Raw genomic sequence first — 25,547 nt, 5'->3', positions numbered from 1 at the left:
CAACGCATGGAGCACCGCACCGCCGGGCTGCTGCGGAAAGCCGCCCCCGTTCTGGTCGACCGGATCCTGCCCCGGCTGGATCACCGCATCGAGGGATCACGGCGCCCGTTCAGCCGCCCCGGACTCCTGCGGCCGCACGTGGATTCACGGACCTGGGCGTGGACGCACTACGGCGTCTTCGTGCCGCGGCTGCCAGCGCCGTTGCGCTACCTCAACACCATGACCTTCATCGGCGCCACCGGCACGGTGTGCTTCGACAACGACTACCTCGCCCGGCCGGACGCCCGCCGCACCGCCACGGTCCTGTCCTCGACCGCCGCGCCGGGACACCATCATTACCGCGCCTACGACACCCGGACGGATTGCCGGTTCGCCGCCGACGGGTCACGTCTTGCCTGGGGCGAGGATCTGGTCATCGAGGCGGACCATCCGGAGTACCGCCTGCGCGCGGATTACGGCGGCTTCGGCGCGGATCTCGCGATCACCACGACGCCGCAGGTCTCGTACTTCGTGCGGACGCCGATCTACGACCATCTCAGCCTGCTGGCGACCTATCGCGGGACCGTCACCGACGGAGCCGGGCGTGTCGAAGTCGATGGTCTCTGCACCGTCGAATACGCGCGATGCGTTACGCCGCAAGCACTCTTCCGCAACCCGGTGTCGCCACGCTGGAAGCTGCCGGTCGATTTCTTCACCTACCACGTGATCAACCTCGACGAGCGCACCCAGCTGCTGCTCACCGACGTCCGCGCGGCGGGCGCGACCGCCTGCCGGCTGGCGCACCTGCGCACTCTGGGCGGTTCGGCGACGGTGTTCCAGGACGTCTCGGTCGAAGTGACTCCCCGCGAGGAGCCCGAGATCGACCCGCAGGGACGCGCGATGCGTGTTCCGCGAGCATTCCGCTGGACCGTGCGGGACGGCGACGAGGAGGTCGCCGTGCTCGACGGGACCGTGGACACGCCGCTGCGCTACGGGCATGGGCGCGGTTACGTGGGCGCGTACTCGTTCGAGGGCGCGTTCAGGAGGCGGGCGGTTTCGGGGACCGGGTATTTCGAGTGGGTGGACTGCGAAGACCGCTAACGTGCGTCCTCGTGACGGCCGCTCCCAAGACACTCCCCCTGATCTACCTCGACGTCGATGGCCCGCTCATCCCGTTCGGTCTCGAGCCGTCCCACTACCGGTCGTTCGCACCGTCGCCGAGGCATGACGAGAACCCGCTCCTCGGCCGGCTCGACCCTTCGCACGGGTCGAAGCTGCGAGCCCTTCCCGGCGAACTCGTCTGGGCCACGACCTGGCTGCAGGACGCCAACGACTCGCTCTCTCCCCGGCTCGGCCTGCCCCGCCTGCCGGTCGTGGACTGGCCGGAACCCTCCGACAGCGACGAGTTCGACGCCCGTATCGGCCTGCACTGGAAGACCCGCCCGCTCCTGGACCATGCCCGGGGCCGCCCGTTCGCCTGGATCGACGACGAGATTTCCGACGTCGATCGCGACCGGGTGTCCGGCCTGCACGCCGGTCGGGCACTGCTTCACCGCGTGGATCCTCAGCGCGGCCTGACCGGCGACGACTACCGCGAACTCGACGCGTGGCTGCGGGAATCCCGTCGCTCCTGACACACCGGACAGCTCCTCCGCCCACGACCGATTCGACGCCTTCGACGCTTTACAACGTTGTATCAACGATGTAAAAACATCCTGACGGCCAGCCGTGGCCCGGCTCACACCGGTTCCCACCGGCCACGGGGTCGTGGTTTCACGCCTGCACAGGTCCAGCGGGAGGCGTACCTCCGCCGAGGCGGCCGCCCCCGGAGAAGGGTGTCGAGCAGATGTTGCCAACGTTGTCACCACAACGCCCCCGGAGACGCTTCCGGAAATCCCTGACCGCCGCGGTGGTCGCCCTCACCGCCCTGGCGTCGACGCCGGGGGCCGCGACGGCCGCGGAGAGCGGCTGGAAGATGGGCAAGCCACGCCTGACCACCCCGTGGACGAACCAGGTTTCGCCCACCAACGCGTTGCCCGAGTACCCGCGGCCGCAACTGGTGCGCGAGAACTGGCAGAACCTGAACGGGGTCTGGGAGTTCGCCGGCGCCGCACCCGGCGAGGTCCCGCCCTTCGGCGAGAAGCTCGCCGAGAAGATCCTGGTCCCCTACCCCACCGAATCGGCACTGTCCGGGATCCAGCGGCACGAGGACTTCATGTGGTACCGGCGCACGTTCACCGTGCCCCGGAACTGGAACGTCGGCAAGGACAACACTCTCCGGATCAACTTCGGCGCGGTCGATTACAAGGCGAAGGTCTACGTCAACGGCAAGGAGGTCGCCGCGCACCAGGGCGGTTACGGCGCGTTCTCCGCGGACGTCACCTCGGCGCTGAAACCCAAGGGAGAGCAGGAGATCATCGTCGGCGTCGAGGATCGTACCGACGCCACCTGGCAGCCCGTCGGCAAACAACGCCGGGTCCCCGACCGCGGGATCTTCTACGAAGGCGCGTCGGGCATCTGGCAGACGGTGTGGATGGAACCGGTCGCGGCCAAGCACGTCGGCACGCTCGGCATGGTCCCCGATCTCAAATCCTCCACGCTCAAGCTCACCGTCGACACCGGCGGGAACTCCGGGCTGACGGTCGAGGCCGTGGTCCGCGACGGCCGGAAGGTGGTCAGCCGCAGCAAGGCGTCCGCGGCCGGCACGATCTCGCTGCCGGTGCCCCAGGCGAAACTCTGGTCGCCGGATTCGCCGTTCCTCTACGACCTCGACGTCGAACTGAAGGACGGCCGCCGCACCGTGGACAAGGTGTCGTCCTACTTCGGCATGCGGGAATTCGGCACCGCGAAGGGCGCCGACGGCAAACTCCGGTTCACCCTCAACGGCAAGATCCTCTTCCTGCAGTCCACTTTGGACCAGGGTTACTGGCCGGACGGCATCTACACCGCGCCGACCGACCAGGCGCTGCGCTTCGACCTCGAACAGCACAAGGTCCTCGGCTTCAACACGGTCCGCAAGCACATCAAGACCGAACCCGACCGCTGGTACCACCACGCCGACAAGCTCGGTCTGCTCGTCTGGCAGGACATGCCGTCGATGCGCACCGGCGGCCGCCCGCCCGTCGACGCTCAACGGCAGTTCAAGGCAGAACTGAAGGAACTGGTCGACCAGAAGAAGAACTGGACCTCGATCGTCGGCTACGTGCCGTTCAACGAGGGCTGGGCGGAGTGGTCGCGCGAGGAGACCGGGCAGGTCGCCGAGAGCGTCAAGGCCCAGGACCCGACGCGGCTGGTCAACGCGCACAGCGGGGTCAACTGCTGCGATTCGCTCGGCGACTCGGGCAAGGGCGACGTCCTCGACTGGCATTCCTACCCTGGCCCCGCGAAGCCGATGCCCGACGCCAAGCGGATCTCGATCGACGGCGAGCACGGCGGCTACGGCCTCGAAGTCCAGGACCACATGTGGTTCGGCGAAGGCCACGCCTACGAAATGGTGAAGGACCAGGCGACCCTGAACAGCCGCTACGTCCAGAACCAGCGCGACGTGCTCGCGTCCGCGCAGAGCTGCGGCATCAGCGGCTCGATCTACACGCAGATCACCGACGTCGAGCACGAGGTCAACGGCTTCTTCACCTACGACAGGCAGGTGAAGAAGATGGACTTCGCGCAGGTGCGCGCGGTCAACCAGGCGATCATCCGCAACGCCGACGGCAGCGGCTCAGGCGCTCCCGACCCCGGCCCCGGCACTCCGGGGATCGACGGCGTGCACGCCTACAAGTTCGACGAGGGCACCGGTTCCAGCGCCAAGGACTCCGTCGGCACCGCGCACGCCACGCTGACCAACGCGCAGTGGGCGGGCGGCGTCGAAGGCGGCGCGCTGGCCTTCGCCGGCAACGGGCAGGCCGACACCGGGGCGAACCTCGTCAATACGGCGGGCAGCTACTCGGTTTCGGCGTGGGCGAAGCTGGATGAGGCGAGTGGCGCGTTCCAGACCGTCGTCAGCCAGGACACCGGCCGCGACAGCGCCTTCTTCCTGCAGTATTCCGGGCAGGACCAGCGGTGGGCGATGAGCTTCGTCGGCCTCCGCGCCCTGTCGCCGGAGAAGCCGGAAGTCGGCCGCTGGTACCACCTGACTGGCGTTCGCGACGCCAAGGCGGGCACGTTGTCGCTGTACGTCGACGGCACGAAGGTCGCCTCGCAGAACGCCTGCTCGGCCGCCCCGAGCACCGGGCACACGGTGATCGGCCGCGGCCAGTACGGCGGTCAGCAGGTCGACTTCCTGCGCGGCGCGGTGGACGACGTCCGGCTCTACGACCGGCCGCTGTCCGACGCCGAGGTCGCGACGCTCGCGAAGCGCGACTGAGCCCGAACACGCGGCGCCGGGTCACTCCCGGCGCCGCGTGTCCGTCACCCATTCCCGCACGATGTCGCCGAGCACGGGCAACGGCACTTGCCCGTTCTTCAGGACGACGTCGTGGAAGTCGCGGATGTCGAACGTCTCGCCAAGTTGTTCCTCGGCGAAGGCGCGCATCCGCTGGATCTCCAGCCTGCCCGTCATGTACGACAGCGCCTGACCGGGCCATTCGATATAGCGGTCGGTCTCCGATTGCACCTCGACATCGCTGAGCACGCAGTGTTCGGCGAGGTAATCCACGCATCGCTGCCTGCTCCAGCCCAGCGCGTGCAGTCCGGTGTCGACGACGAGCCGCGCGGCGCGCAAGGAATCCTCGGCCACCATGCCGAGCCGCATCACGTCGTCGGAGTACAGCCCCATCTCGTCGGCGAGCCGTTCGGTGTAGAGCGCCCAGCCCTCGTCGAACGCCGAGAGCGGGACGAGCCTGCGCAGCCGAGGCACTTCCTCGAGTTCGTAGGACACACCGGCCTGGAAATGGTGCCCTGGAACGGCTTCGTGGAAGGCGACCGACTCGGCGATGAACCGGAACCGTTCGGTCACCCGGTAGGTGTTGGTGGAGTAGACGCCGGGACGGCTGCCGTCCGCCGACGGCGGCATGTAGTACGCCTGCGTGGCGGAGGGCCCGTCGGCTTCCGGCACGGCACGCACGACGCATTCCGCCGACGGAATCCGCCGGAACCAGCCGGGCGCGGCGGCCGCGGCCCGCGCGACCGCTTCCGTCGCGGTCGTGATCATCTCGTCCGCGTCCCGCCAGCGCAGCGACGGATCGGTGCGCATCCGCCGCCGGACCGCGACGGGATCGTCCTCGCCGAAGACGGCCGCGCCGAGCCGCCGGTACTCCTCGTCCAGCGCCCGGCCGAGTTCGAGACCGGTCTCGTGCAGTTCCTCCGGTGAGATCCCGGTGGTGGTGTGCGTCTTGACCAGGCCGGCGTAGCTCTCCTTGCCGCCATCCAGCCAGCAGAGACCCGGCCGGTCGTCGGGGCGGCCGTGTCCGGCGATCTCCCGGGCGAGCATCTCGCGGTAGGCGACGAGCGCCGGCCGCACCCGCTCGGCGAACAGCCGCTCCCGTCGCGCGACGCGGTCGCCGGTCAGCGGCGGGACGAGCAACGGGTGGCGTTCGGCGGCCAGGACCCGGTCGAGGTAGTCGACGGCGTTGCGTACCGCGCGTTCCACCGGGGTCCGGCCGGCCGCGATCCCGGCACGATGGCGTTCGGCCAGTGCCGCGAAGAACTCCGGGAACACCGCCAGCCTGGCCAGATAGTCCTCCTCCGCCTGCTCCCCCGACGGCTCCAGCTGCGGAAGCCACGCCAGCACCCCGATCCCCTCGGCCGCCATCGGATCGGCGAGGACGAATTCCGTCAGCCGCGAATCCAGCCTGGTCAGGAGCGATTCCGTGTGATGGGCGATGACTCCGAGGGTGATCCGATCCGGATCGGTGGACCGGGCGGCGAGCCCGGCGATCCGGACGGCCCGCTCCCGCAGCCGATCGTCCCCCGCCTTCGAAACGTCCCGCAATTCGTGGTCGTGCCCGGGGACGTTGTCGAACGTCGCCATCAAGGGAAGCTCGGTCGCGAGGACGTCGAGGAGTTCGTCCGCCAATTCCGCCGCGGTGGGCTCATCGCTCATGACCGATGACTACCAGAATCGCGTGCGCTGAGGCGTACACCACAACCTCCACATAGTAGGACTTCCTACTTTTAGGGTGGCTTGGTGAATGACGTCCAGTTCCTCGTCGAGAGCGGAATCGGCCGGATCACGCTGAACCGGCCGCGTGCGCTGAACTCGCTGAACCACGGCATGGTCCTGGCCATGCTCGACCACCTCGAAACGTGGCGTGCCGATCCGGGTGTCCGTGCCGTGCTGATCGACGGCGCGGGCGATCGCGGGCTCTGCGCCGGCGGCGACATCCGCGCCATCTACGAGGACGCGCGCGCCGGCGGCACCGCGTCGTTGCCGTTCTGGGCCGACGAATACCGCCTCAACCTCCTGATCTCGCGCTACCCCAAGCCGTATCTCGCCCTCATGGACGGGCTGGTGATGGGCGGCGGAGTCGGCGTCTCCGCGCACGGCAGCCACCGGATCGTCACCGAGCGCTCGCGCGTCGGCATGCCCGAGACCGGTATCGGTTTCGTCCCGGACGTCGGCGGCACGTATCTGTTGTCGCGGACTCCCGGCGAGCTCGGGACGCACATCGCGCTCACCGCCGGGGCGATCTCCGGGCCCGACGCGATCCACTGTGGACTCGCCGACCATTTCGTGTCCAGCGAACGGATCCCGGACCTGCTCGACGCGCTCACGTCGCGTCCCACGGACGACGCGCTGGCACTGATCGCCGAACCGGCGCCGCCGAGCGCGCTGGCCGGGGACGCCGCCTGGATCGACCACTGCTACGCGGCGGACACCGTCGAAGAGATCCTGGCCCGGCTCCACACCGCGGGTGACGCGGCGGCCACCGCCGCCAAGGAGATCGAGGCGAAGTCACCGACCGCCCTGAAGGTGACCCTGCGGGCACTCCGGTCGGCGGCGGCGATGCCCGATCTGGAAACCGTGCTGGCACAGGAATACCGGATCTCGGCCCACGCACTCTCAACCGCCGAATTCGCCGAAGGCATCCGAGCGCAGATCATCGACAAGGACCGCGCTCCGAAGTGGTCCCCCGCCACTCTGTCCGAAGTGGACGACAGGATCGTCGACGCCTACTTCTCCTGACCGGTGATCGCCCGGTAGAGCGGCCGCAGCAGGGCGGTGACCGAGGTTCCGTCCACTGTGGCCTTGAGCGGCGGGACCTCGTCGAGCAGTCCCAGGGGATCCCCGGCAGGCGGCCGTCGCCGGTTCGTGACGTCCCCGGCCGGGCCCCAGCCGAAGAAGTCGTCCATCACCTCGTCGAGCCCGGGTGTCCCGTCATCCGCGGCCGGGCCCGTCACGCGCGCGCCCGCCTGCCGTCCGATCTCTTCGAGCAGTGTCGCGCGATCGCGCCCTCGAAGCGTGAAGATCGCGAACGGGTCCGCGTCCGCTTCGAGGGCGATCAGGCCCGCGACGAGGTGATCGCACGGGACACGGGTGCCGGGACACGTGCAGTCCAGCGACAGTTCCCACGCCGCCTCGGGGAACAGCGGCACCTGCTCGGCGGCGAAGAAGCGATCGATGCCGTCCGGGACCCGTCCGTCGAGCAGGGCGGTCCTCGTGGGCTCGTCCGCGACGACGGCGGCGACGACCGCCGTCCACACCTGTTTGCCGAACGCCGGCAGGCCGATACGGACCTCGTAGAACCGTTGCCTGGTCACCCGCACCCTGGCGACTGCGGCCCCCGGCCCCAGCGTGAGCGTGTCGACCGTGCAGGGCGGCACCAGTCCTTTGTGGACACCCAGCTCGTCGAGCGCCCGGCGGAATCCGTCAGTCATCGGCCGCCTCCCGGCCGAGCGTGAAGACCTCGCGCAGCGAATCGGTGGACAGCTCGGTGAGCCAGTCCTCCCCGTCGGTGACGACGAGATCGGCCAGCGCCTCCTTCTTGGTGATGACGTCGTCTATCCGTTCCTCGATGGTCCCGGGGCAGACGAACTTCCGCACCTGGACGCTGCGCCGCTGGCCGATGCGGAAGGCGCGGTCGGTGGCCTGCTCTTCGACCGCCGGATTCCACCACCGGTCGAGATGCAGGACGTGGGTGGCGGCGGTGAGGGTCAGTCCCGCTCCCCCGGTCTTCAGCGACGCGAGCAGGATCGACGGACCCTCGCCCGACTGGAAGTGCTCGACGATCGAATCGCGGCGCCGCTGGGACAGCCCGCCGTGCAGGAAGGCGATCTTCACGTTCAGCCGGTGCGACAGATGCGGGACGAGCAGGTGTCCGAACTCGGCGAACTGGGTGAAGCACAGCGCGCGGTCGCCCGAATCCAGGATCTCCGCCAGGAGTTCTTCGAGCCGGTTGACCTTGCCGGAGCGGTGCCCGATCGGCGAACCGTCGTGCAGCAGATGCGCGGGATGGTTGCAGATCTGCTTGAGCTTGGTGATCGCGGCGAGGATGTTGCCGCGCCGTTTGACCCCGGCGCTGTCGGCGATCTTCGTCATCATCTCGTCCACGGTCGCGCGGTACAACGTCACCTGTTCGCGGGTGAGGCGGTATTCCTGCAGGATCTCGATCTTCTCGGGCAGGTCCGCGAGGACGGTGGGGTCGGTTTTGAGGCGCCGCAACAAGAACGGCCGGGTCAGGCGGCGCAGCTCGGTGGCGGCCGCGAGGTCTCCCCGTCGCTCGATCGGCACCTCGAACCGCTCACGGAACTCTTGCCTGCCACCGAGGACGCCCGGGTTGAGCAGATCCGAAAGCGACCACAGGTCGGCGAGCCGGTTCTCCACCGGCGTCCCGGTCAGGGCGACCCGATGCCCGGCGGGGATCCGGCGCAAGGCCTGCGCGGGTCCGGTGTTCTGGTTCTTGACCGCCTGCGCCTCGTCGAGCACGAGCCGGTGCCAGCGGGTGGCCGCGAGTTCGTCGGCGTCGCGGGCGGCGGTCGAGTAGGTGGTGACGACGAGATCCACGCCCTCGGTCCGCACGCGGCCACGGTCGGCGCCGTGATGGAGGTGGACCCGCAACTCCGGGGCGAACTTGGCGGCTTCCCGTTGCCACGTCCCGAGCAGCGACATCGGACAGACCAGCAGTGTCGGCCGTGTGTCGCCTTGCGCTCTCTCGATCGCTTCGAGAGCGAGCAGCTGGACGGTCTTGCCCAGCCCCATGTCGTCGGCGAGGCAGGCCCCGAGCCCGATCGACGTCATGAACGAAAGCCAGGCGACACCGCGGCTCTGATAGGGCCGCAGCGTCGCCACGAAGGTCGGCGGCGGCTCGACCGGTTCGACGGTGCGCTGGACCCGGCCGGCGAGGAAATCGTCGATCCAGCCGTCGGTACTGACTTCGGTGACCGGCAGCGGCGCTTCGAAACCGCCGTGGAGCAGGGCGAGGAGGTCCGCCGGGGTGGGCAGCGGCGGCTTCTCGCGGTCCGGATCGCGGCGGAGGTACTCGAGGCCCGCGCGCAGCAGTTCGGGGTCCACGCTCACCCACCGGCCGCGCAGCCGCACCAACGACGACTTCGCGGCGGCGAGCCCGGCGAGTTCCTCGTCGGTCAGCGCATCCTCCCCGACGGCGAGCGCCCAGCGGTAGGAGGCGAGCTGATGCCGCCCGAGCCGGTGCACGGCGGCCTGGTCGACGGGCGCGCCGCGGACGGACAGCTTGAGCGCGAGCTTCCGCCTGCCACCCCAGCTCGCCGGGAGCTGGACGTCGAAGCCGGCCGCGACCAGCTGTTCCGCGCCGCCGTCGAGGAACTCCACGGTTTCGGCGACGGTGAGGTCGTAGACGCCCGGCTTCTCGGCCTCGACCGCGGGCCCGAGCAGCGGCAGGACCCCGGCGGCGCGCTCCAGCTCGGCGGTGAAGAGACCTTCGGGGTCGGTGAACTTCGCGCCGGCCTTGCCGGACCAGACGTCCTCGGCGGGGAGCAGGAGACTGGGGTCGGCCGCGGAACGCAGGAGGAAGCGCAGCTGCCACTTGGTCCCGTCGCCGGTCTGGTCGTCCGGATCGTCGGCAGGACCGTGCAGCGTCGGAACCTCGTCGAGCCGGACGCAGACGGTGCCCTCGGTGAGGTCCGTGTCGCCGATCGCGTCCCAGGCGGCGATGCCCTCGGCGACGATCCCCATGCGCCCCGGCGACTGGCCGACCCGGTCGTCGGCACTCTTCAGCGCGTGGAGCCACGACCCGAACGGGCCTTCGCGCCCATCGCTTTCCGTGGCATGCCCGGCGGCCGCGAGACGGTCGCGGACCGCCGCGTCGACCAGGGTGTGCAGCGCGTCGGTGACGAGCGCCGCCGGATCCGGCCCGGGATGTTCGGCCCGGCCGACCGGAGGGGTGGCCGCGATCAGCGCGCGGACCGCGACCGCGTCCCCGCCCCGGGCCACCGGCCGCCAGCGCGCCCGCGCCACGATCTCGTTCCGCACGAGCGTCGGCAGCACCCGGCCGCGGCGGACCAGGTCGTCCGCCAGCCGGACGACGGCACGGAGATGACGGACCGACGTGCCGTAACCGACCGTCTCGGCCAGGTCCTCCAGCTCCGAGGGGTCGATCAGGAGTGCCGGCACCGACCAGGGTTCCAGCGTCGGTTCCGGCTGCGGGCGGCCCCGCGCGCCCAGCTCGGGCGACGCGATCGGGCCGCCGCGCCGCGAGGGCAACAGCAGCACGGCCGTCGCCGGCTTGCCGGGATGCAGGGCGGTCAGATCCGCGACCGAGGCGGCGAACGGATGCGGCCGGGCCACGCTCGACGGCCGCATCGACGTCGTGGCCGGGCGATCGCCGTGCTCACCCCACAGCACGATCCCGCGGCCACGGGACCACAGGCCGTGCACGACGAATGGCGACATGTTCCCCCTCTCCGCGCCTCTGGTCCCTCCAGCATGCCCGGCACCGATCAGCGGCCGGTCAGCGAGTCGCCGATAGGATCCCTTCGATGGAGGCAGCCGACGTTCTCGACGCGATCGACCCGCGCGAGGCACTGACCGTTCTCGGCCCTTCCAAGGCCAAGAACCGAGGCGGGCAAGCCGACGCAACCGGGACGGCCTGGCCGGACCCGATGCTTCGCGCACGAGCCGAGATCTTGGCGAGGTCCAAGGTCGAAGGCGGAGGTTTGCGGCCCGCGTGGCTGCGCTACAGCGGGAACTTCTACCGGAACGTCGGCGCCGCGCTGGGCGAGGCCGCCGAGAACGGGCGGACGCTGATCCTCAGCGGCGGCTACGGGATCCTGCGCGCCGACGAGCCGATCTCCTACTACGACCGGAAGCTGCGGCTCAGCGACTGGCCGCCGGGTGTGCTCGAAGACGCCGTTCTGGGGGAAGCGCGCCGGATCGGCGCGACGAAAGCGGTCACTTTCGTCTCCGCCAGCGCCGATTACGCGAAACTGGCCCGGCGGATCCCTTGGGACATCGAGGCCTTGCTGGTCACGATCGAGTTCCACGGTGGCGGGGCGCAGGTCGAGGTGCCACGGCGGCTGGCGCAGGCTTTCAGCGCGTGGTGGCGCCGGTCGCCGTCGGACTATCCGGCGGGCATGGTCGTGGAGGAACTCGGATGAGGGAAGGGGATCTCGCCGAGTTCTACCGGCTGCTCGGACGGCTGGTTCCCCACGTCGGCTGTTCGGGGCGACCGGCCGGGACGGCTGGCCGACTCATGGCGTCTACTTCTTCTTCGAGGACGGCGAACTGCGCGCCGACGGCGCTCCGAGGGTGGTTCGGGTCGGCACCCACGGACTCGCCGTCACCAGCAGGACGAGGTTGTGGCAGCGCCTGGCGCAACATCGCGGCACCCTCAAGGGCGGCGGGAACCACCGCGCGTCGATCTTCCGCCGTCATGTCGGGACGGCGCTGATCAGGCGCGACCATCCGCCCGGGCCCTTGCTGGACGCGTGGACCGGAGCGCGACGGCTCCCGGAATGGGCTGCCGCCGAGTCCGCGATCGAACGCGAGGTCAGCGACCACATCGGCCGGATGCCGTTCCGCTGGCTGGCGGTGCCCACCGGCCCCGACGGCACCAGCCTGCGTGGCGCCATCGAACGGAACAGCATCGCGCTGCTCTCGAACCTTCGTGGAGGCCCGGACCGGCCGAGCTCTGCTTGGCTCGGCCACCACGCACTCAGCGACAAGGTCCGCGACTCGGGCTTGTGGAACGTGAACCACGTCGACGAGGACTACGATCCGGCGTTTCTCGAGTCGTTCCGGGCACTGGCCGACGGCTGACTCACGGCCACTGCGCCTCGGAAAGCACGCGCGCGGCCTTGAGGAACGCCTTGCGGTCGGCAGCCGACAGCTGGCCGAGCAACCGTTCCTCCTGCTCCTGAATCCGGGCTTGGGCCGACCGCCGCGACGCGCGGCCCGCCTCGGTGATCCCGAGCAGCCGGACCCGGCGGTCCTTCGGATCCGGCTCGCGGGTGATCAGCCCGTCCTCCTGGAGGGCGTCGAGGGTGCCGATGATCCGGGTCTTATCCGCGCCGATCGCCTTGGCGAGCGCGGCCTGCGTGCGGACGGGCCCGTCGTCGAGGGCGCTCAGCACCACGTAGCCCCACATGGTCAACCCGTGCTCGGCCAGCACCGGCGTCTCGGCGTTCATCAGCCGTCGCATCAGCCCGCCGAGCATCGCCGCGAGATCCGGCCTCCCCTGCTCCGCCATGCGCAGACCATACCGACCGAAGTTCGGGAACCGGTTGACGAACTCGTATGCATATGTAGATGATATGCACATGCCTATCGATGAATTGCGCATGCTCGACGCCGTCGTGACCCGGGCCAGCCTCGACCTCGTCACCAAGATCACCCCGGCGGACCTGGCCAAACCGACCCCGTGCAATGCCTGGACCCTGCACGGCCTGCTGGCGCATATGGCCACCCAGCACCACGGCTTCGCCGCCGCGGCCGAAGGCGAGAGCCACCTCGACCATTGGCGGCTGCTCCCGCTGGGCGACGACCCCGTCGGCACCTACCGCGCGTCGGTGAACCGCGTACTGAACGCCTTCGTCCCCCACGATCTCGCCGAGCGGAAATTCGCCCTTCCCGAGTTCTCCACCGAAGTCACCTTCACCGCGGAGCAGGCCCTCGGCTTCCATTTCGTGGACTACCTGGTGCATTCGTGGGACGTGGCCAAGACCCTCGGCCTGCCGATCACGTTCCAGCGAGAGGTCCTCGACGCCGGGCTGCGGTTCGCCGAGGCGATCCCGAACGGGAAGAGCCGGACCATGCCGGGCGCGGCGTTCGCACCGGCCGTCGAGGCGACGGGGCAGTCCGATCTGGACACGATCGTCGCCCTGCTCGGCCGTTCCCCATGTTGGCCGGACGAGGTGGTCCCCCACAGGAACCTCACGCCGCGCTCTGCGTGAACCTCGCTGCTCCGACAGCTCGATGTCGACCGGCATCGGTGTGACTGCCGGTGACACGCGACGGGACGTGGTTCACCGTCAGAGGATGGACCATTCGCTGGACGCGTTCCGTGGCCGGCTGTTGATCCAATGCCGGTCGGCCGCAGTGGTGTCGATCCTCGACATCGCCGAGCAGACCGGCGCGGGTCTCGTCCTGACCGGTGCCTCGCCCGAGAACACCGTCCGGCGACTCCGGGACCGGGGGTTCAACGGCCCGATCCTCTGCGACGCCGACCGGTATTCGGGCAGGCGCAGGATCAGTGCGGGCCGGGGCACCCACCCCGCCTGGATCCGCCGCCAACGCGACCTCGGTTTGATTCCCCTGACCGACTCCGGCTACCTGGCGCCTCGTAATTGGACGGGACTGAAGGCGATCCTCCAAGCGGCGAGCAGGGAGCCCACACCCACCGTCGCGGTACTCCCCATGTCCACACGATGGTTCGCCACAGCAGCGATCTGCGCGGCGCTATCACGGGAGATCAACCGTTACGGCGTGCCAGTCGCACTCGTACTCGAACACGAAGCCGATCCATTCGGACGCCAGTACCTCCTCAAGGGGCTGCTCCAGCTTTTGGCCGCTTCGACAGCGCCCGTCCTCTTGTTGCGATCCGACGTCTCCGCGATCGGCGCACTCTGCCACGGCGCCCACGCCGCGGCAGTCGGCACGATCGGCGCGCTTCGCCATCTCTATCCCGTCACAGCCCGCGGCCCGCGACGTCCGATCGGATTGTCAGCGTTCGTGACGCGCCTTCTCAGCTACCACCGACTCGAGACCTGCGAGGAGATCTTCGCCGACACACCCGACATCGCCCATCTCTGGACCTGCGATTGCCCAGTCTGTGGAGGAGTGCCACCAGACCGGCTCGGCGCGACTGACAACCCAGGCGTGGCAGCCGCCCGTCATTCGCTCTACTGCGTCCTCGAACTCCACGCGGAGCTCTTCCGCGGCCTGAGAACTCGCGATCAACTCGTCAGCGCTTGGCACGAAACGTGCAGCCATGCCCTCTACATCCACGATCAGGTGGCCGAGACCGCTGACCGCTGGCGGAAGCCCGCCAATCTCCGCACCTGGAACGCGATCACCGAGGATCCGCTGCCGTATCGCGACCGAATCCCAGGCCAGCCCGCAGAACACGGACCTCGGGTCACTCCCTCACATCGACGTGAGGCTCCCGCGCCGCCTCGAGGATCCGGGCGGTGACGAGGTCGGGCTTCTCCAGCGACAACCCATGAGTGGTCTTGGGCACGACCTCGACCTCGATATGCGGGTTCAGTGAGGCGAGCCGGACCGCCACCGCGCGAGCGTCGTGGATGACGCTGCGTTCGCCGACGACGATCCGGGTGGGCACGTCGATCGCCGCCAGCTCGGCGTCGCTGAACAGGTGCATTTCAGGGAGCTGCTGCTTGTACTTGAGCGCGGCGAAGAGCAGGGGCCGCACGGTGTGCCGCACGTCCGGATCACCCGACGCCACCAGCCGCAGGAGCCACCTGGGCAGGAACCAGCGGAAGATCTCGCGCAGGCTCCACCAGATGAAGCTCCGGCCGATCACGCCGAACCCAGCCGCTTCGATGGCGACGACACCCGCGATCCGGGCGGTGGACCGCGTCGCGAGGTTCAGCGCCAGCCAGCCGCCTCGCGAAACACCGACGAGATAGACCTTTTCGTGGGCCGTTTCCGCGAGAACGCCTTCGACGACCTCGGTGAGCCAGTCCGCGCAGTCTTCCGTGGACTCGATCGGCGCGGTCTGGATCGACCGCCCGGGCTCGCCGAGGGAGTCGACGGCGTAGACCCGGTGCCGGACGGCGAGTTCGGCGATATGCGGATACCAGGACAGCGACGTGCCCATCCCGCCGGAAAGCAGCACGATCGGCGGGCCGTCCGCCGGCCCGCAACCACGGACCCGCGTCGGGCCGAATCTCGTTTCGATGTCCAGTTCCACGGCGGGAACCGGCCACTTCCGCAGAATTTCGTCGTAGACGGCGAAGAAGCGCTCTTCGGCCTTCTTGTCGGTGAACTCCCCCAGCATCGGACCTCCTCCGAGTTTTTATGGTGCACTTGCACCATAACAGCGGGTGGCCATTCCGGCCAACCCTCACCGGCATGGCAGAGTGACCGCGTGCCGAAACGTGTGGACCACCAAGAGCGCAGGCGCGAGATCGCGGAGGCGCTCTTCCGGATCGCCGCCGCCCAAGGCCTGCAGGCGGTCACGCTGCGTGCGGTGGCCGCGGAGGCGGGCATCTCGATGAACCTGGTCCAGTACTACTTCCCGACCAAGGAGGAGATGCTGCGCTTCTCCTGGCAGCGGATCGTCGAGCTGACCGCGGAGCACGCCGGGAAGACCATCGGCGAGGCGATGAAGACCGGCGACGAGCGCACCATCGTGCGCGCCTACCTGACCGCGGTGCTGCCGGACGGCGACCGCGCCCGCATGCTTTCCGCCGTCCAGATCGCGTATTTCGCCGTCGACGTCACGCGCGGCAGCCAGGATCCCGACCAGGAACCGCTTCTGCCCCACCTGGTCCACGCGATCACCGAACTGCTCCGGGCGGCCCAGGAGAAAGGCGACGTTTCCGCGCGCCTCGATCCCCGGCTCGAGGCGGACTCCCTCGCGACGATGTCCGCCGGCCTCGTCACGGCGATCATGGTCGACGCCTACACGGCCGAGCGCGCGTCGGAGATCGTCGACTACCGGCTGGACGGGGTGTTCAGCGGCGCTCGATGAGCGCCTCGATACCGTCCAGGATGCGGCTGAGACCGAACTCGATGTCCGCTTCCTCGATGCCTTCTTCGCCGTACGCCTCACCGGAAATCACGGCGGCGACGCGCAGATAGCCCCGCGCTTCGAGCCGCGGCCCCAGAAACGAGCCCAGAGCCCGGACCTGATCAGGCGGGCTCGCGTTCACGTCCCGAAGCAACGACGCGGTGCTGCGAACCCATCCGTCGACCAATACCGCGCAGCCCGTGACATCCTGGGCGTTCAGCCCTGAATCCGCCATCCCCTCAAGGAAGTTTTCCAGCCACCCCAGGAGATTCGGCGTACTGGGCGCACTCCGCACCGGCAGGTCGATCAGCCACGGATGACGCCGGCAACGTTCGAGGAGCGCGCGGGCCCAGGCGGTGACCGCGACGCGCCAATCGCCGGACGACGGTTCCGGCGGCGGCCCCCAGGCCGCTTCGGCCACGAGGACGAGCAGTTCCTCTTTGGAGCTCAGATACCGGTAAAGCGCGTTCGCGGTGACGCCGAGCCGTTTGGCGATCGAAGGCATGGACAGCGCCGCATAGCCCTCCGCGTCGGCCTGCGCGATGGCCGCGTCGACGATCTGCTCGAGGCTGTATCCCGGTTTCGGCCCGCGCCGGGGCGCCGGGGCATGTCCCCAGGCCAGCGCCGTACCCGGCGGCAGCAACTCGATCTTGACGTCGTCCATCGGGGCATTGTTGCACTCAAAACCGGTAAAGGCATACACTGTTCATGGCATACACAGTTACGTCACGAACCGGGGGATCGACCATGACCGAACCGACCAGGCGGAACGTGCTCCGCGGCGCGGCCGCGCTCGCCATCGGTGGAGCCGCCGCGAGCTTCGGGAGCAGCGGATCCGCTTTCGCCGCGCAAGCTCCGGCGAAACCGCGCTACCCGTTCCTCGAAGGCGCGTTCGCGCCGGTCACGGAGGAGGTGACCGCGTTCGGCCTGCCGGTCACCGGCCGCATTCCGAGCGATCTTTGCGGGCGATACCTGCGCACCGGGCCGAACGTTCTCGGTCTCGAGGATCCGCGCGCGCACCACTGGATGCTGGGTGAGGGCATGGTGCACGGCGTCCGGCTGCGCGACGGCAAGGCCGAGTGGTACCGCAACCGCTGGGTCCGTTCGTCCGGGGTCGCGGCGAAGCTCGGCGAGCGGTACCCGTGGCCGGTCCCCGCCGAGGACTTCGCGCCGAATACGCACGTGATGGCCCATCACGGCCGCATCCTCGCCCTCCAGGAGTCGGGCGCCCCGCCGTACGAACTCGACGGCGAGCTGAACACGTTGGGGCCGTTCGATTTCAGCGGTTCACTGGAGGGCTCCTACACCGCGCACACCAAGTTCGACGCCCGTGCCGACGAGCTGCACGCGGTGACCTATCACCCGACCTGGGACCACGTGCGGCATCTCATGGTCGACCGGACCGGCCGCGTGGTGCGGACCACCCGCATCCCGGTCACCGACAGCCCGATGATGCACGACTTCGGGCTCACCGAGAACTACGTGGTCGTCTTCGACGTACCGGTCACCTTCGATCCGCAGCCGGGCAAGGTCGTGCCCTACAAGTGGAACACGGATCACCCGGCCCGGGTCGGGGTGATGAAACGCGACGGTGGCCCGGTCCGCTGGTTCGGGGTGGATCCGGTGTTCTACTCCCATACGCTCAACGCCTACGAGCAGGGCTCCACGGTGGTGGTCGACCTGACCACGATGCCCGCTCCGTTCGAGGTGGCAGGCAAGCAGGGCTTCGGTGGTCCGTCGGCGTCGGGCCCGCCGGTGCTGGAACGCTGGACGATCGATCTCGCGCAGGGGCGGGTCCGGCGCCGCGTTCTCGACGACCGGCCGCAGGAGTTCCCGCGGGTCAACGAAAGCCTGGTGTCGCGACGGCACCGGTATGGCTACTCGGCCTCCCCCGGCGAATTGTTCGACGTCTACCTGGACAAGCCGTCCGGCTCCTTCGGCAACGCGCTGATCAAGCACGACCTGCGGAACGGGCGCTCTGAGGTGCACCGTTTCGGCCGGGGTGCCGACGCGAGCGAAGCGGTGTTCGTGCCGTCCTCCCGCGGCAAGGCCGAGGACGACGGCTATGCCCTCGCCTACGTCAACAATCCCGACCGCAACGCGTCGGACCTGGTGATCCTCGCGGCGCAGGACTTCACCGCGAAGCCCTTGGCACGTATCCATCTGCCCAGGCCGGTACCGCTGGGCTTCCACGGAAGCTGGGTCGCCGACTGATCGATCGGGCTGTCGCCGGGAACCCGGCGACAGCCCCTCTGTTCACACTCCTGTGAGCACCTCCTCCAACGCGGCGGCGGAGTCCGGATACCGCTCGAGCAACGCCAAACCGGTGGGTGCGGTGCTCCCCCACGGCTCGTCGCAGCCCAGCAGACCCGCCACCGCGTCACACGCCGCCGGATGCGCCGCCAGCAGCGCGAGGCCGCCACTCTTGGCCTTCCTGGCCACCGCGACGGGTTCCGGCTGGTCCTTCCAGGGCGGAACCCATTCATCGAGCGCCGTGAGCCGTCCCGGGAAGATGCGGCTGGCTTCCCTCACGAGCAGCGGCACCAGCTCGGCGCCCCTGGACCGCAGGGTGGTGATCAACGTCGGCAACCATGGCAACAGCAACCGGTCCGGAAGCTCGGCGAAGGCGTTCGACACCGCCTCGACGACGAAGTCGGCCAGCCCGGGCGCCGGCTCCAACGCGTGCACGAACCCGCTCAGGTAGCGCGGATAAGCGGGCAGCACCATCGGGTTCGCCAGCAGCTCGGCGCACCGCTCCCGCAGCTCCGCGCGGGAGAGTCGACCGAGCTGCACCTGCGCGGCCCACAGCAACGCCACCTTCGACGGCTCCTGCGGATGCGATCCGACGATCGCCAGCTCCAGCTGCGTGCGGTCGCACCCCAGCGACAAGGCGAGCGACTCCATGCTGAACAGGAAGCCCAGCATCGCGGCGACCTGCTCTACACCGGCTTCCTCGTCGGCGAAGGCCGCCGGGAGCAGGGTGCAGTAGTGCGCGTACCCCGTCCTGACGAACTCCTCGATCCACCGAGGCAGCACCGGCTCGCTGGTCCGGTAGTGCGCGAGCAGCCTCCGCACCCGCCGCAACACTTCCGGAGCGCCGTCGACGGTGCGTTCGGTGGCCAGCACCTCCAGAGCACGCGTCCCCAGCTCTCCTGCGAGCCGGGCACTACGCAGGTAGAGCGTCGCGTCTTCGACCGCTCCGAGCACCTTCGCGGCGGTGGCCTGCGGGTGGTAGGCAGCACGCCGAAGCCGTTGCTCCAGCACCTGCTCGACACTGACCCCCTCGTAGCCCAGCTCGATGAGGGCCCGCTGGTGGGTGCCCAGCGCCAGATCCCACGATTCCTGGATCGGCCGCTCGCCGAGCCGCCGCTCGCCCATGATCGGCCTCGCCGCACCGCGCGGCATCAGGTAGCGCAGCATCCACAGCAGATCGGAGCAGGGTTCCAGCTCCGGCCTCGACGCGATGTCGAGCAGCGCCCGCTGCACACCTCGTTGCTGCAGCTTGAGGTCCAGCGGCTCCAGCCTGTCGTGCACGTCGCGCGCCAAGGGTGGCAACGCGTCGTACCCGACCTGGCCGATCCGGTCGCCGCCCATCATGATCTCGACGAGGCGGCGCACGTCGCGCCTGCCGGGCACGACGTCCTTCTCGATACAGGTGACCGCCGCGTCCTGGAAGTCGTACGGTGTCGGTTTGGCCCGGTCACGCACGCCCGCCAGCAGGATCGAGGTCTCGAAGACCGCGATGGCATCGGCCGTCGAGGCCAGGTATCCGTTCCGGCGCGCGGCCCGCACGATCTCGACCGACCAGCCCAGCAGCTCCGCCTCATCCAGCCGGTCGAGTACCGGAGGTCGTTGCAGGAAGCCGGAAAGCTGGTCCGATGGGTCCACTGCCACCGGGTCCGGCGTCGGCGCGGGCAGCTCCGCGGCTTTCTTCCGCTTCGGCCCGCCCACCTGCCCTTCCAGCTGGAACTGCTTCACCTTGGTGCGCTTGAGGTTCTTGGCCCACTCGGTCGCGGCGATCGACACCGATCCCCCGGCCAGCCCGAACTGCGCCTCGATCGAGGCGTGGCTCGACGGGATCAGCCCGTACTGCCAGGTGCTCTCGCTGCGCGGGCTGATCACGAACCCGTCCGTACCTTCGACGCCGAACTCCGCGACCCGGCTGGCCGCGTGGAAGGCGCCGCAGATGTAGAGGCACTCCGCCGGGTCTGCCCCCGACGCGGCGAGGTGCTCGCGCATACGGGTCCACATGTAGCGCTCGCGGTCTTCGTCGACCCGAACGTGCCGGGTGTCCCCCGGCGCGAGACGACGGAACAGGCTGCCGATCAGGAACATGACCTGGCGATAGGTGTCGTGGTCGCTGTCACCGAGCGGCAGCTCGACGTACTGATGCCACCACTCCGACCAGTGCCGCACCCGCCCGTGCCGCAGCAGGTGTTCCTCGAGTTCGGCGAACCGCGGCCGCAGGTCACCGATCTCGACGCCGACCGCGTCACCGTGCAGCGCGGCCTCCTCCTCGACGGGCGGCGCGTCCGGGTCGGCGGACGGCTCAGGCTCACGTTCGTTCCATTGGAAGACATGGTCCGCTGACCGGTCGACGAGGACGAGTTCGACGCCCGGGGTGTCGAGGGCGTACGCGATCGCCTGGTATTCCGCCGAAGCCTCGGTGATCGGCGCGACCACGGACAAGGGTGCCCACTCCGCGGGGAATCCCTTGACCTCCGTCGCGAACGCCTGCACCGCTACGGGAAGACGGCAGTTGCGCAGCTCGGTCAGCAACGGCGCCATGTCCTCGCACAGTTCGAGGTAGACGACCTTCGGCTGCTTCTCCCGCAACCGCCGTGCCATCGCGACGGCCGAAGCCGGGGAATGGTGGCAGACCGGGAAGATCTCCAGCGGCTCCCGCACCGCGCGGTCGACGTCGTCGACGAGCCCGAGCAGGATGCCCTCCAGTGCGCCGGGCCCGTCGGCGAAGGCGGCCGCGGCCTCCTGCAACTGGCCGCGCAACGCCTCGAAGGCGCCGCTCACGAGAGGGTGGCGATCGCGTCGCGGCCGCCGTCGAGGAACTCCGGCCAGTCCCCGCCCTCGTCCTTGCTGCGCGGCTCGACGACACCGTGCAGGTACTTGTTGAGGATCGCCAGATCCTCCGGTTCACGACGGGCGAGCGAACCGACCAGCGAGGAGGCCAGTGTGCGGGCGGTCAGCTCGCGTTCGCCGAAGAAGTTGCTGTGCAGCACCGCGTCTTCGAGCACGCCGATCTGCTCGGCCGTGGACAACGCCGACTCCAGCTTCTCGTCGTCGCTGCCCGCCGACGCCGCCGCGGCGCGAAGGTCGCCGAAGCTGCGGAGCAGCACGTCGAGCAGCGTCGGCGGCACGTCCAGCTCGATCTGGTGGCGGCGCAGCAGTTCCTCGGTGCGGAAGCGGACGATCTCCGCCTCGCTCTTCTTGTTCGTCACCACGGGAATGCGGACGAAGTTGAAGCGGCGCTTGAGCGCGGACGACAGGTCGTTGACGCCGCGGTCGCGGCTGTTGGCGGTGGCGATCACGGAGAAGCCGGGTTTGGCGAAGACGATGCCGTCGCTGTCCAGCTCCGGCACCGAGATGTACTTCTCCGACAGGATCGAGATCAGCGCGTCCTGCACGTCGCTGGTGGACCGGGTCAGCTCCTCGAACCGGCCGATCGAGCCCGCCTCCATCGCCGTCATGATCGGCGACGGGATCATCGACTCGCGGGACTGGCCCTTCGCGATGACCATCGAGACGTTCCACGAGTACTTGATGTGGTCCTCGGTGGTGCCGGCGGTCCCCTGCACGACGAGGGTGGAGTTGCGGGAGATCGCGGCGGCCAGCAGCTCGGCGAGCCAGCTCTTGCCGGTGCCCGGGTCCCCGATCAGCAGGAGCCCGCGGTCCGAGGCGAGCGTGACGATGGCCCGCTCCACGATGCTCCGGTCGCCGAACCATTTCTGCGAGATCTCACGGTCGAGGCCGTCGGCCCGCTCGGAACCCAGGATGAACAGGCGCAGCATCTTCGGGGACAGACGCCAGGCGAACGGTTTGGGGTTGTCGTCGACGGATTCCAGCCAGTCCAGCTCTTCGGCGTACTTGATCTCGGCGGGGGCGCGCAACAGGTCGGACATGTCTTGCCTTTCGGGGAGTTCAGGAGGTGAGGAAAGTCTTGAGTTCGTGAACGAGTTTGGTGATGTGGCCGGAGATCACGGGCGTGCCGAGATCCTTGAAGCGCTCGCGGAACCAGGGATTGACGCTGCCCCGTCCGGCGCTGGTGACCGAACCGACCGGGATGAACTTCGCTCCGGACCGGTGGATCGCGGCCATGCTCTCGAAGAGCTGCTCGACGCGGGTCTCGTAGAAGTCGGAGATCCACACCACCACGGTGTTCGCGGGCTCGGCGATCTTCGGCTGGGTCAGCCCCATCGCGACCATGCCGTCGTTGCCGCCGCCCAGATTCGTGCGCAGCAGCGTTTCGAAGGGATCGTGGACCCACGGGGTGAGGTCGAGCGCCTGTGTGTCGTAGGCGATCAGGTGAACGTCCACTTTGGGCAATCCGGCGAAGATCGAGGCCAGCACGGCGCAGTTGACCATCGAGTCCACCATGGAACCGGACTGGTCGACGACCGCGATGAGCCGCTGTGGCGTGGTCTTCTTCGCGGTCTGCTTGTAGTACAGGCGATCGACGTAGAGCCGTTCCTCTTCCGGGCTCCAGTTGGTGAGGTTCTTCCAGATGGTGCGATCGAGGTCGAGGTTGCGGAACACGCGCTTCGGCGGGACCGACCGATCCACCTTGCCCGTCGAGGCCTTCTCGACCTGGGTCCGCAGGACCTCCGCGATCTCGTCGACGTAACGCCGGATGAGCGACTTGGCGTTGGCCAACGCCACTCCCGACAGATTGTCCTTGTCCCGCAACAACTGTTCGATGAGGGACATACTCGGGCTCAGCTTCGCCGCGAGCGCGGGATCGGCGAGGACCTCGCGCAGATGCATCCGTTTGACGAGGTCCGCCTCGATGTCGCCGAGGTCCGGGCCGATCGCCGGGAGCAGGGTGCTCAGATCGGGTGTGCCGCCCCCTCCGGTGCCGCCGAGCCCGGTCGGGGCGCCACCGGGACGACCGCCGCGCAGTTCGCCCGGACGGCAGCCCAGCGCGCGCTCGAGCCAGCCCGCGTCGGACTGCCAGCAGGACAGTCGGCTGGCGGTCACCGTGTGCGGCGGCTGAGCGAAGACGTTGAGCAGCACCTTCGACACGAGCGCCGCGCGCCGCACCTCGGCCGCCTTGTCCCGGCTGTCCTCGGCTTCGGGGACCATCAGCCCGTCGAACTCGGCGGTCAGCTCCGGATGACGCTGGACGACCGAGTCGACCGCGACGTTCGGATCCAGCAGCGCCGACGGCAAGCCGATGTCCTCGACGACGGCCACGCTCGCCGATTCGAGCGCGGCCTGCTCCTCGGTGTCGAAGAGCCGGGCGAGTAGCCGCCAATACAGAACCTGGCGGCGGTTGTCCTCGGGTTCGGTCATTTCCGCAACAGCCTTCCGGCACGCTCGCGCAGCACGGCCGCGGCGTCGGTGGCCCCCTTCTCGGCTTTCACCCCGGCCTTGTCCGTGGTGCCGCCGGCCCAGGCTCCGGCGTGCACGGCGGTGGTCTTCTTGCGCACGGTGGTCTCGACGGCGAGCGGCTGGAGGCGGAATCCGCCGTCCCACCGGATCAGGCCGAGGCACGCGCTGGAACTCGCGACCGCCTTCGGCGTCAGCGGACCGGCCGCTGGGATGCGGTCCGTCTCGACGAAGAGCCGATTCCCGGCGAAGGTGAACGTCACGTCGTCCTCGTCGCCCTCGACGTCGTAACCCTCGAGGAACACAGGGACGGCGATCCGCACCGGATGCCGGTCCAAGGGCGCGACCATCGGCGTGACGGCCTTCGGTAGAACGACGCGCGCCGTCGAAAACGCGTCCGCGGGCTCACCGAGGCGGGCGTGCTCGTCCTGCCAGAGCAGGTCGCCCTCGGCGGTGACCGGCATGCCGGTGAGGTCCATGGAGCGGCCCTCGCTGATCGCCGTGAGCAGGGAGAGATGCGGGCGCAGCAACTGCCAGATCCCGGCGCCGATGATCGTGTCCGGCTTGGGCACTGTCACGTTCGCGCGCACGAGACGGGGAGCCGTGCCGTCTTCGGGTTCGACCACGGCGTGGACCTGGGCCTGCGCGGCCGTCGAGTGTTCCAGCAGGTCGACGCCGAGCGGCAGCAAGCGGCCGGTGACCGTGCCGACCTCCGGCGCCGCCCCGGGCAAGGTCAGAACCATCGCGCGCGACCACAGGTCGCCCCAGCGCCGGACGGGGACACGATCCAACGCCGCACCAGGGCACGACGCCGCGAGCTCGGCCGCGAAACCGTCGAGCAGGACGGCCAGCCGTCGCAGGCTCGGTTCGGCGAGCAGCGCCGAAATCACCTGCGCCGAGCCCGAGATGAGGTCGTGGTCGATACCCTGCCAGCCCGCTCGGGCCAGATCGGCGAGCCAGGACCGAGCGGCCGCGAGGAGATTCGGCGACTCCGTCTCGGAAACCTGCCGGGTCGGGTCCTCGTCCTGCGGTCGGCCAGTCGCTTCGACAAGGCGCGAGAAGACCGCGTCGTGCACGGAGCCGAACACCGCGATCCTCGCCGCCGCAAGGGAAACGAAGTGTTCCTCCCCTGCCGCACCGGCCGCGGTCTTCTCGGCGGCCTCCGCGACGCGCGCCGCCAACGGCGACCCGGCGACGGCATCGGCGAGCTCGGTCAGACCGGCGACTTTCTGAGGACGAAGCAACCCGGCGACGAGCACATCGTCGAAAGCGTCGACGACCGCCAATGCCTCGTCGAGGCCGGCGATGGGATCGGTGAGCAGATCGACGCGCATCAGACCACCGCCCTGGTCGACGGGAACCACTGAAGCTCCGGCACCGGAGCCGTGGACACTTCGAATTCGAGGTATGCCAAGTGCCGCAAGAATTGGCTGAACACCGAAGCCGCGGCGGTGCTGTCACCTTGCGACGGCCGTGTCGCGCTCATGGTCTGCGAAATGGCCTGCGCCGTCGGCTCGGGAACCTCGACGCGCAGGTATCGCGCCACCCGCTCGGCTCCGTATTGAAGGGTGGATTCGTTGACCAGGGCGAGAATGTGGTTGCAGAACATCCCCCGCGCCCCACCACACGGCCGGTTGTTGTTGGTACTACAGGAGAATTCGTACGTGCTCGCCGAGACCGACGACACGTACACACGCCCGATGTCCGATCCGCTGGACACCACGCCCTGCACCCGTCCGTCGGCCAGTTCGACGAACGGGACCTTCGCGAGTTTGCGCGGGCGGGCGGGTGGCAACACCCGGGCCGTGCTCGCTCTTTCCCAGTCTGACAACGCATCTTCTCCTTGCGGGGGTGCCTCGGTGGGGACTGGGATGAACCTAGCGGGAGGCACCGACAGTTTTG

21 protein-coding genes are annotated in these 25,547 nt (G+C 69.2%); 10 read left to right on the top strand and 11 right to left on the bottom strand.

Going from position 1 to position 25,547, the window contains the following annotated elements; genetic code table 11:
* Window positions 1–6 precede the first annotated feature (6 nt).
* The 3 genes from AMK34_RS01835 to AMK34_RS01825 all read left to right on the top strand — a co-directional run bounded on the left by AMK34_RS01835 (window position 7) and on the right by AMK34_RS01825 (window position 4,342).
* Window positions 7–1,080: a DUF6670 family protein gene (locus tag AMK34_RS01835; protein WP_073842469.1), complete on the top strand. Its 1,074-nt coding sequence runs from the start codon at window positions 7–9 to the stop codon at window positions 1,078–1,080.
* Window positions 1,081–1,091: 11 nt separating this feature from the next.
* A complete protein-coding gene (locus AMK34_RS01830; protein ID WP_073842466.1) occupies window positions 1,092–1,613 on the top strand; it encodes an HAD domain-containing protein in 522 nt (173 codons plus the stop codon).
* 275 nt (window positions 1,614–1,888) lie between these two features.
* Window positions 1,889–4,342 (top strand): LamG-like jellyroll fold domain-containing protein, encoded by a 2,454-nt coding sequence (locus tag AMK34_RS01825; protein WP_073842465.1) that lies wholly within the window; start codon window positions 1,889–1,891, stop codon window positions 4,340–4,342.
* 21 nt (window positions 4,343–4,363) lie between these two features.
* Here the strand turns inward: AMK34_RS01825 and AMK34_RS01820 are convergent, their stop codons facing one another.
* Complete coding sequence (locus AMK34_RS01820) at window positions 4,364–6,019, bottom strand: DUF885 domain-containing protein (RefSeq protein ID WP_073842463.1); 1,656 nt, start codon at window positions 6,017–6,019, stop codon at window positions 4,364–4,366.
* A gap of 84 nt (window positions 6,020–6,103) precedes the next feature.
* Between AMK34_RS01820 and AMK34_RS01815 the strand changes: the two genes are divergently transcribed.
* Complete coding sequence (locus tag AMK34_RS01815) at window positions 6,104–7,102, top strand: enoyl-CoA hydratase/isomerase family protein (RefSeq protein WP_073842461.1); 999 nt, start codon at window positions 6,104–6,106, stop codon at window positions 7,100–7,102.
* Here the strand turns inward: AMK34_RS01815 and AMK34_RS01810 are convergent.
* The gene (locus AMK34_RS01810; RefSeq protein ID WP_038514656.1) at window positions 7,090–7,794 is read right to left on the bottom strand and encodes an SWIM zinc finger family protein; all 705 of its coding nucleotides are present in this window, start codon (window positions 7,792–7,794) and stop codon (window positions 7,090–7,092) included. The genes AMK34_RS01815 and AMK34_RS01810 overlap by 13 nt on opposite strands.
* The gene (locus tag AMK34_RS01805; protein WP_073842459.1) at window positions 7,787–10,783 is read right to left on the bottom strand and encodes a DEAD/DEAH box helicase; all 2,997 of its coding nucleotides are present in this window, start codon (window positions 10,781–10,783) and stop codon (window positions 7,787–7,789) included. The genes AMK34_RS01810 and AMK34_RS01805 overlap by 8 nt, the downstream gene beginning before the upstream one ends.
* A gap of 86 nt (window positions 10,784–10,869) precedes the next feature.
* On the opposite strand from AMK34_RS01805, the gene AMK34_RS01800 reads away from it, so the two are divergent.
* Both AMK34_RS01800 and AMK34_RS01795 read left to right on the top strand, forming a co-directional pair.
* Window positions 10,870–11,487, top strand: a complete 618-nt coding sequence (locus AMK34_RS01800) for a hypothetical protein (RefSeq protein ID WP_073842458.1) — start codon at window positions 10,870–10,872, stop codon at window positions 11,485–11,487.
* Window positions 11,488–11,638: 151 nt separating this feature from the next.
* The gene (locus AMK34_RS01795; RefSeq protein WP_198941620.1) at window positions 11,639–12,148 is read left to right on the top strand and encodes a hypothetical protein; all 510 of its coding nucleotides are present in this window, start codon (window positions 11,639–11,641) and stop codon (window positions 12,146–12,148) included.
* Window position 12,149: 1 nt separating this feature from the next.
* On the opposite strand, the gene AMK34_RS01790 is transcribed toward AMK34_RS01795, so the two are convergent.
* Complete coding sequence (locus AMK34_RS01790; RefSeq protein WP_073842457.1) at window positions 12,150–12,578, bottom strand: MarR family winged helix-turn-helix transcriptional regulator; 429 nt, start codon at window positions 12,576–12,578, stop codon at window positions 12,150–12,152.
* 70 nt (window positions 12,579–12,648) lie between these two features.
* Here AMK34_RS01790 and AMK34_RS01785 point away from each other — a divergent pair, with 70 nt between their 5' ends.
* Together AMK34_RS01785 and AMK34_RS42165 are read left to right on the top strand one after the other, a co-directional pair.
* Entirely contained in the window at window positions 12,649–13,281 is a 633-nt protein-coding gene (locus tag AMK34_RS01785) for a TIGR03086 family metal-binding protein (RefSeq protein WP_073844503.1), read from the top strand.
* A gap of 85 nt (window positions 13,282–13,366) precedes the next feature.
* Window positions 13,367–14,521: a hypothetical protein gene (locus tag AMK34_RS42165; RefSeq protein ID WP_198941619.1), complete on the top strand. Its 1,155-nt coding sequence runs from the start codon at window positions 13,367–13,369 to the stop codon at window positions 14,519–14,521.
* Here the strand turns inward: AMK34_RS42165 and AMK34_RS01770 are convergent.
* The gene (locus AMK34_RS01770; protein ID WP_073842454.1) at window positions 14,466–15,347 is read right to left on the bottom strand and encodes an alpha/beta fold hydrolase; all 882 of its coding nucleotides are present in this window, start codon (window positions 15,345–15,347) and stop codon (window positions 14,466–14,468) included. The genes AMK34_RS42165 and AMK34_RS01770 overlap by 56 nt on opposite strands.
* Window positions 15,348–15,437: 90 nt before the next feature.
* Between AMK34_RS01770 and AMK34_RS01765 the strand changes: the two genes are divergently transcribed.
* Window positions 15,438–16,043, top strand: a complete 606-nt coding sequence (locus AMK34_RS01765; protein ID WP_073842453.1) for a TetR/AcrR family transcriptional regulator — start codon at window positions 15,438–15,440, stop codon at window positions 16,041–16,043.
* On the opposite strand, the gene AMK34_RS01760 is transcribed toward AMK34_RS01765, so the two are convergent.
* On the bottom strand, window positions 16,027–16,746 hold the full coding sequence (locus tag AMK34_RS01760; protein WP_073842452.1) for a TetR/AcrR family transcriptional regulator: 720 nt from the start codon (window positions 16,744–16,746) through the stop codon (window positions 16,027–16,029). The two genes, AMK34_RS01765 and AMK34_RS01760, sit on opposite strands and share 17 nt — an antisense overlap.
* An 83-nt stretch (window positions 16,747–16,829) precedes the next feature.
* On the opposite strand from AMK34_RS01760, the gene AMK34_RS01755 reads away from it, so the two are divergent.
* Window positions 16,830–18,296, top strand: coding sequence for a carotenoid oxygenase family protein (locus tag AMK34_RS01755; protein WP_073842451.1), 1,467 nt, complete (start codon window positions 16,830–16,832; stop codon window positions 18,294–18,296).
* A gap of 42 nt (window positions 18,297–18,338) precedes the next feature.
* On the opposite strand, the gene AMK34_RS01750 is transcribed toward AMK34_RS01755, so the two are convergent.
* Genes AMK34_RS01750 through AMK34_RS01730 form a run of 5 tightly spaced genes read right to left on the bottom strand, consistent with a single transcriptional unit; the run spans window position 18,339 to window position 25,476 of the window.
* Window positions 18,339–21,110, bottom strand: coding sequence for a DUF5682 family protein (locus tag AMK34_RS01750; protein ID WP_073842450.1), 2,772 nt, complete (start codon window positions 21,108–21,110; stop codon window positions 18,339–18,341).
* A complete protein-coding gene (locus tag AMK34_RS01745; RefSeq protein WP_038514683.1) occupies window positions 21,107–22,219 on the bottom strand; it encodes an ATP-binding protein in 1,113 nt (370 codons plus the stop codon). The genes AMK34_RS01750 and AMK34_RS01745 overlap by 4 nt, the downstream gene beginning before the upstream one ends.
* Before the next feature lie 19 nt (window positions 22,220–22,238).
* Window positions 22,239–23,609, bottom strand: coding sequence for a VWA domain-containing protein (locus AMK34_RS01740; RefSeq protein WP_073842449.1), 1,371 nt, complete (start codon window positions 23,607–23,609; stop codon window positions 22,239–22,241).
* Window positions 23,606–24,979 carry a hypothetical protein gene (locus AMK34_RS01735; protein ID WP_241832661.1) on the bottom strand — a complete coding sequence of 458 codons (1,374 nt, stop codon included), beginning with the start codon at window positions 24,977–24,979 and terminating at the stop codon, window positions 23,606–23,608. Before AMK34_RS01735 ends, AMK34_RS01740 begins: the two co-directional genes overlap by 4 nt.
* Window positions 24,979–25,476, bottom strand: a complete 498-nt coding sequence (locus AMK34_RS01730) for a hypothetical protein (protein WP_073842447.1) — start codon at window positions 25,474–25,476, stop codon at window positions 24,979–24,981. The genes AMK34_RS01735 and AMK34_RS01730 overlap by 1 nt, the downstream gene beginning before the upstream one ends.
* Window positions 25,477–25,547: the final 71 nt, after the last annotated feature.

It is taken from the genome of Amycolatopsis sp. CB00013, assembly GCF_001905755.1.
GTDB lineage: Bacteria > Actinomycetota > Actinomycetes > Mycobacteriales > Pseudonocardiaceae > Amycolatopsis > Amycolatopsis japonica.
This window is presented reverse-complemented; position numbering and strand designations above follow the sequence as displayed.

Coding starts and splice junctions, on each gene's coding strand:
- AMK34_RS01835 (WP_073842469.1), top strand. CDS start 7: ATGGAGCACCGCACCGCCGGGCTGCTGCGGAAAGCCGCCCCCGTTCTG.
- AMK34_RS01820 (WP_073842463.1), bottom strand. CDS start 6,019: ATGAGCGATGAGCCCACCGCGGCGGAATTGGCGGACGAACTCCTCGAC.
- AMK34_RS01810 (WP_038514656.1), bottom strand. CDS start 7,794: ATGACTGACGGATTCCGCCGGGCGCTCGACGAGCTGGGTGTCCACAAA.
- AMK34_RS01805 (WP_073842459.1), bottom strand. CDS start 10,783: ATGTCGCCATTCGTCGTGCACGGCCTGTGGTCCCGTGGCCGCGGGATC.
- AMK34_RS01800 (WP_073842458.1), top strand. CDS start 10,870: ATGGAGGCAGCCGACGTTCTCGACGCGATCGACCCGCGCGAGGCACTG.
- AMK34_RS01790 (WP_073842457.1), bottom strand. CDS start 12,578: ATGGCGGAGCAGGGGAGGCCGGATCTCGCGGCGATGCTCGGCGGGCTG.
- AMK34_RS01785 (WP_073844503.1), top strand. CDS start 12,649: ATGCCTATCGATGAATTGCGCATGCTCGACGCCGTCGTGACCCGGGCC.
- AMK34_RS42165 (WP_198941619.1), top strand. CDS start 13,367: ATGGACCATTCGCTGGACGCGTTCCGTGGCCGGCTGTTGATCCAATGC.
- AMK34_RS01770 (WP_073842454.1), bottom strand. CDS start 15,347: ATGCTGGGGGAGTTCACCGACAAGAAGGCCGAAGAGCGCTTCTTCGCC.
- AMK34_RS01760 (WP_073842452.1), bottom strand. CDS start 16,746: ATGGACGACGTCAAGATCGAGTTGCTGCCGCCGGGTACGGCGCTGGCC.
- AMK34_RS01755 (WP_073842451.1), top strand. CDS start 16,830: ATGACCGAACCGACCAGGCGGAACGTGCTCCGCGGCGCGGCCGCGCTC.
- AMK34_RS01745 (WP_038514683.1), bottom strand. CDS start 22,219: ATGTCCGACCTGTTGCGCGCCCCCGCCGAGATCAAGTACGCCGAAGAG.
- AMK34_RS01740 (WP_073842449.1), bottom strand. CDS start 23,609: ATGACCGAACCCGAGGACAACCGCCGCCAGGTTCTGTATTGGCGGCTA.
- AMK34_RS01735 (WP_241832661.1), bottom strand. CDS start 24,979: ATGCGCGTCGATCTGCTCACCGATCCCATCGCCGGCCTCGACGAGGCA.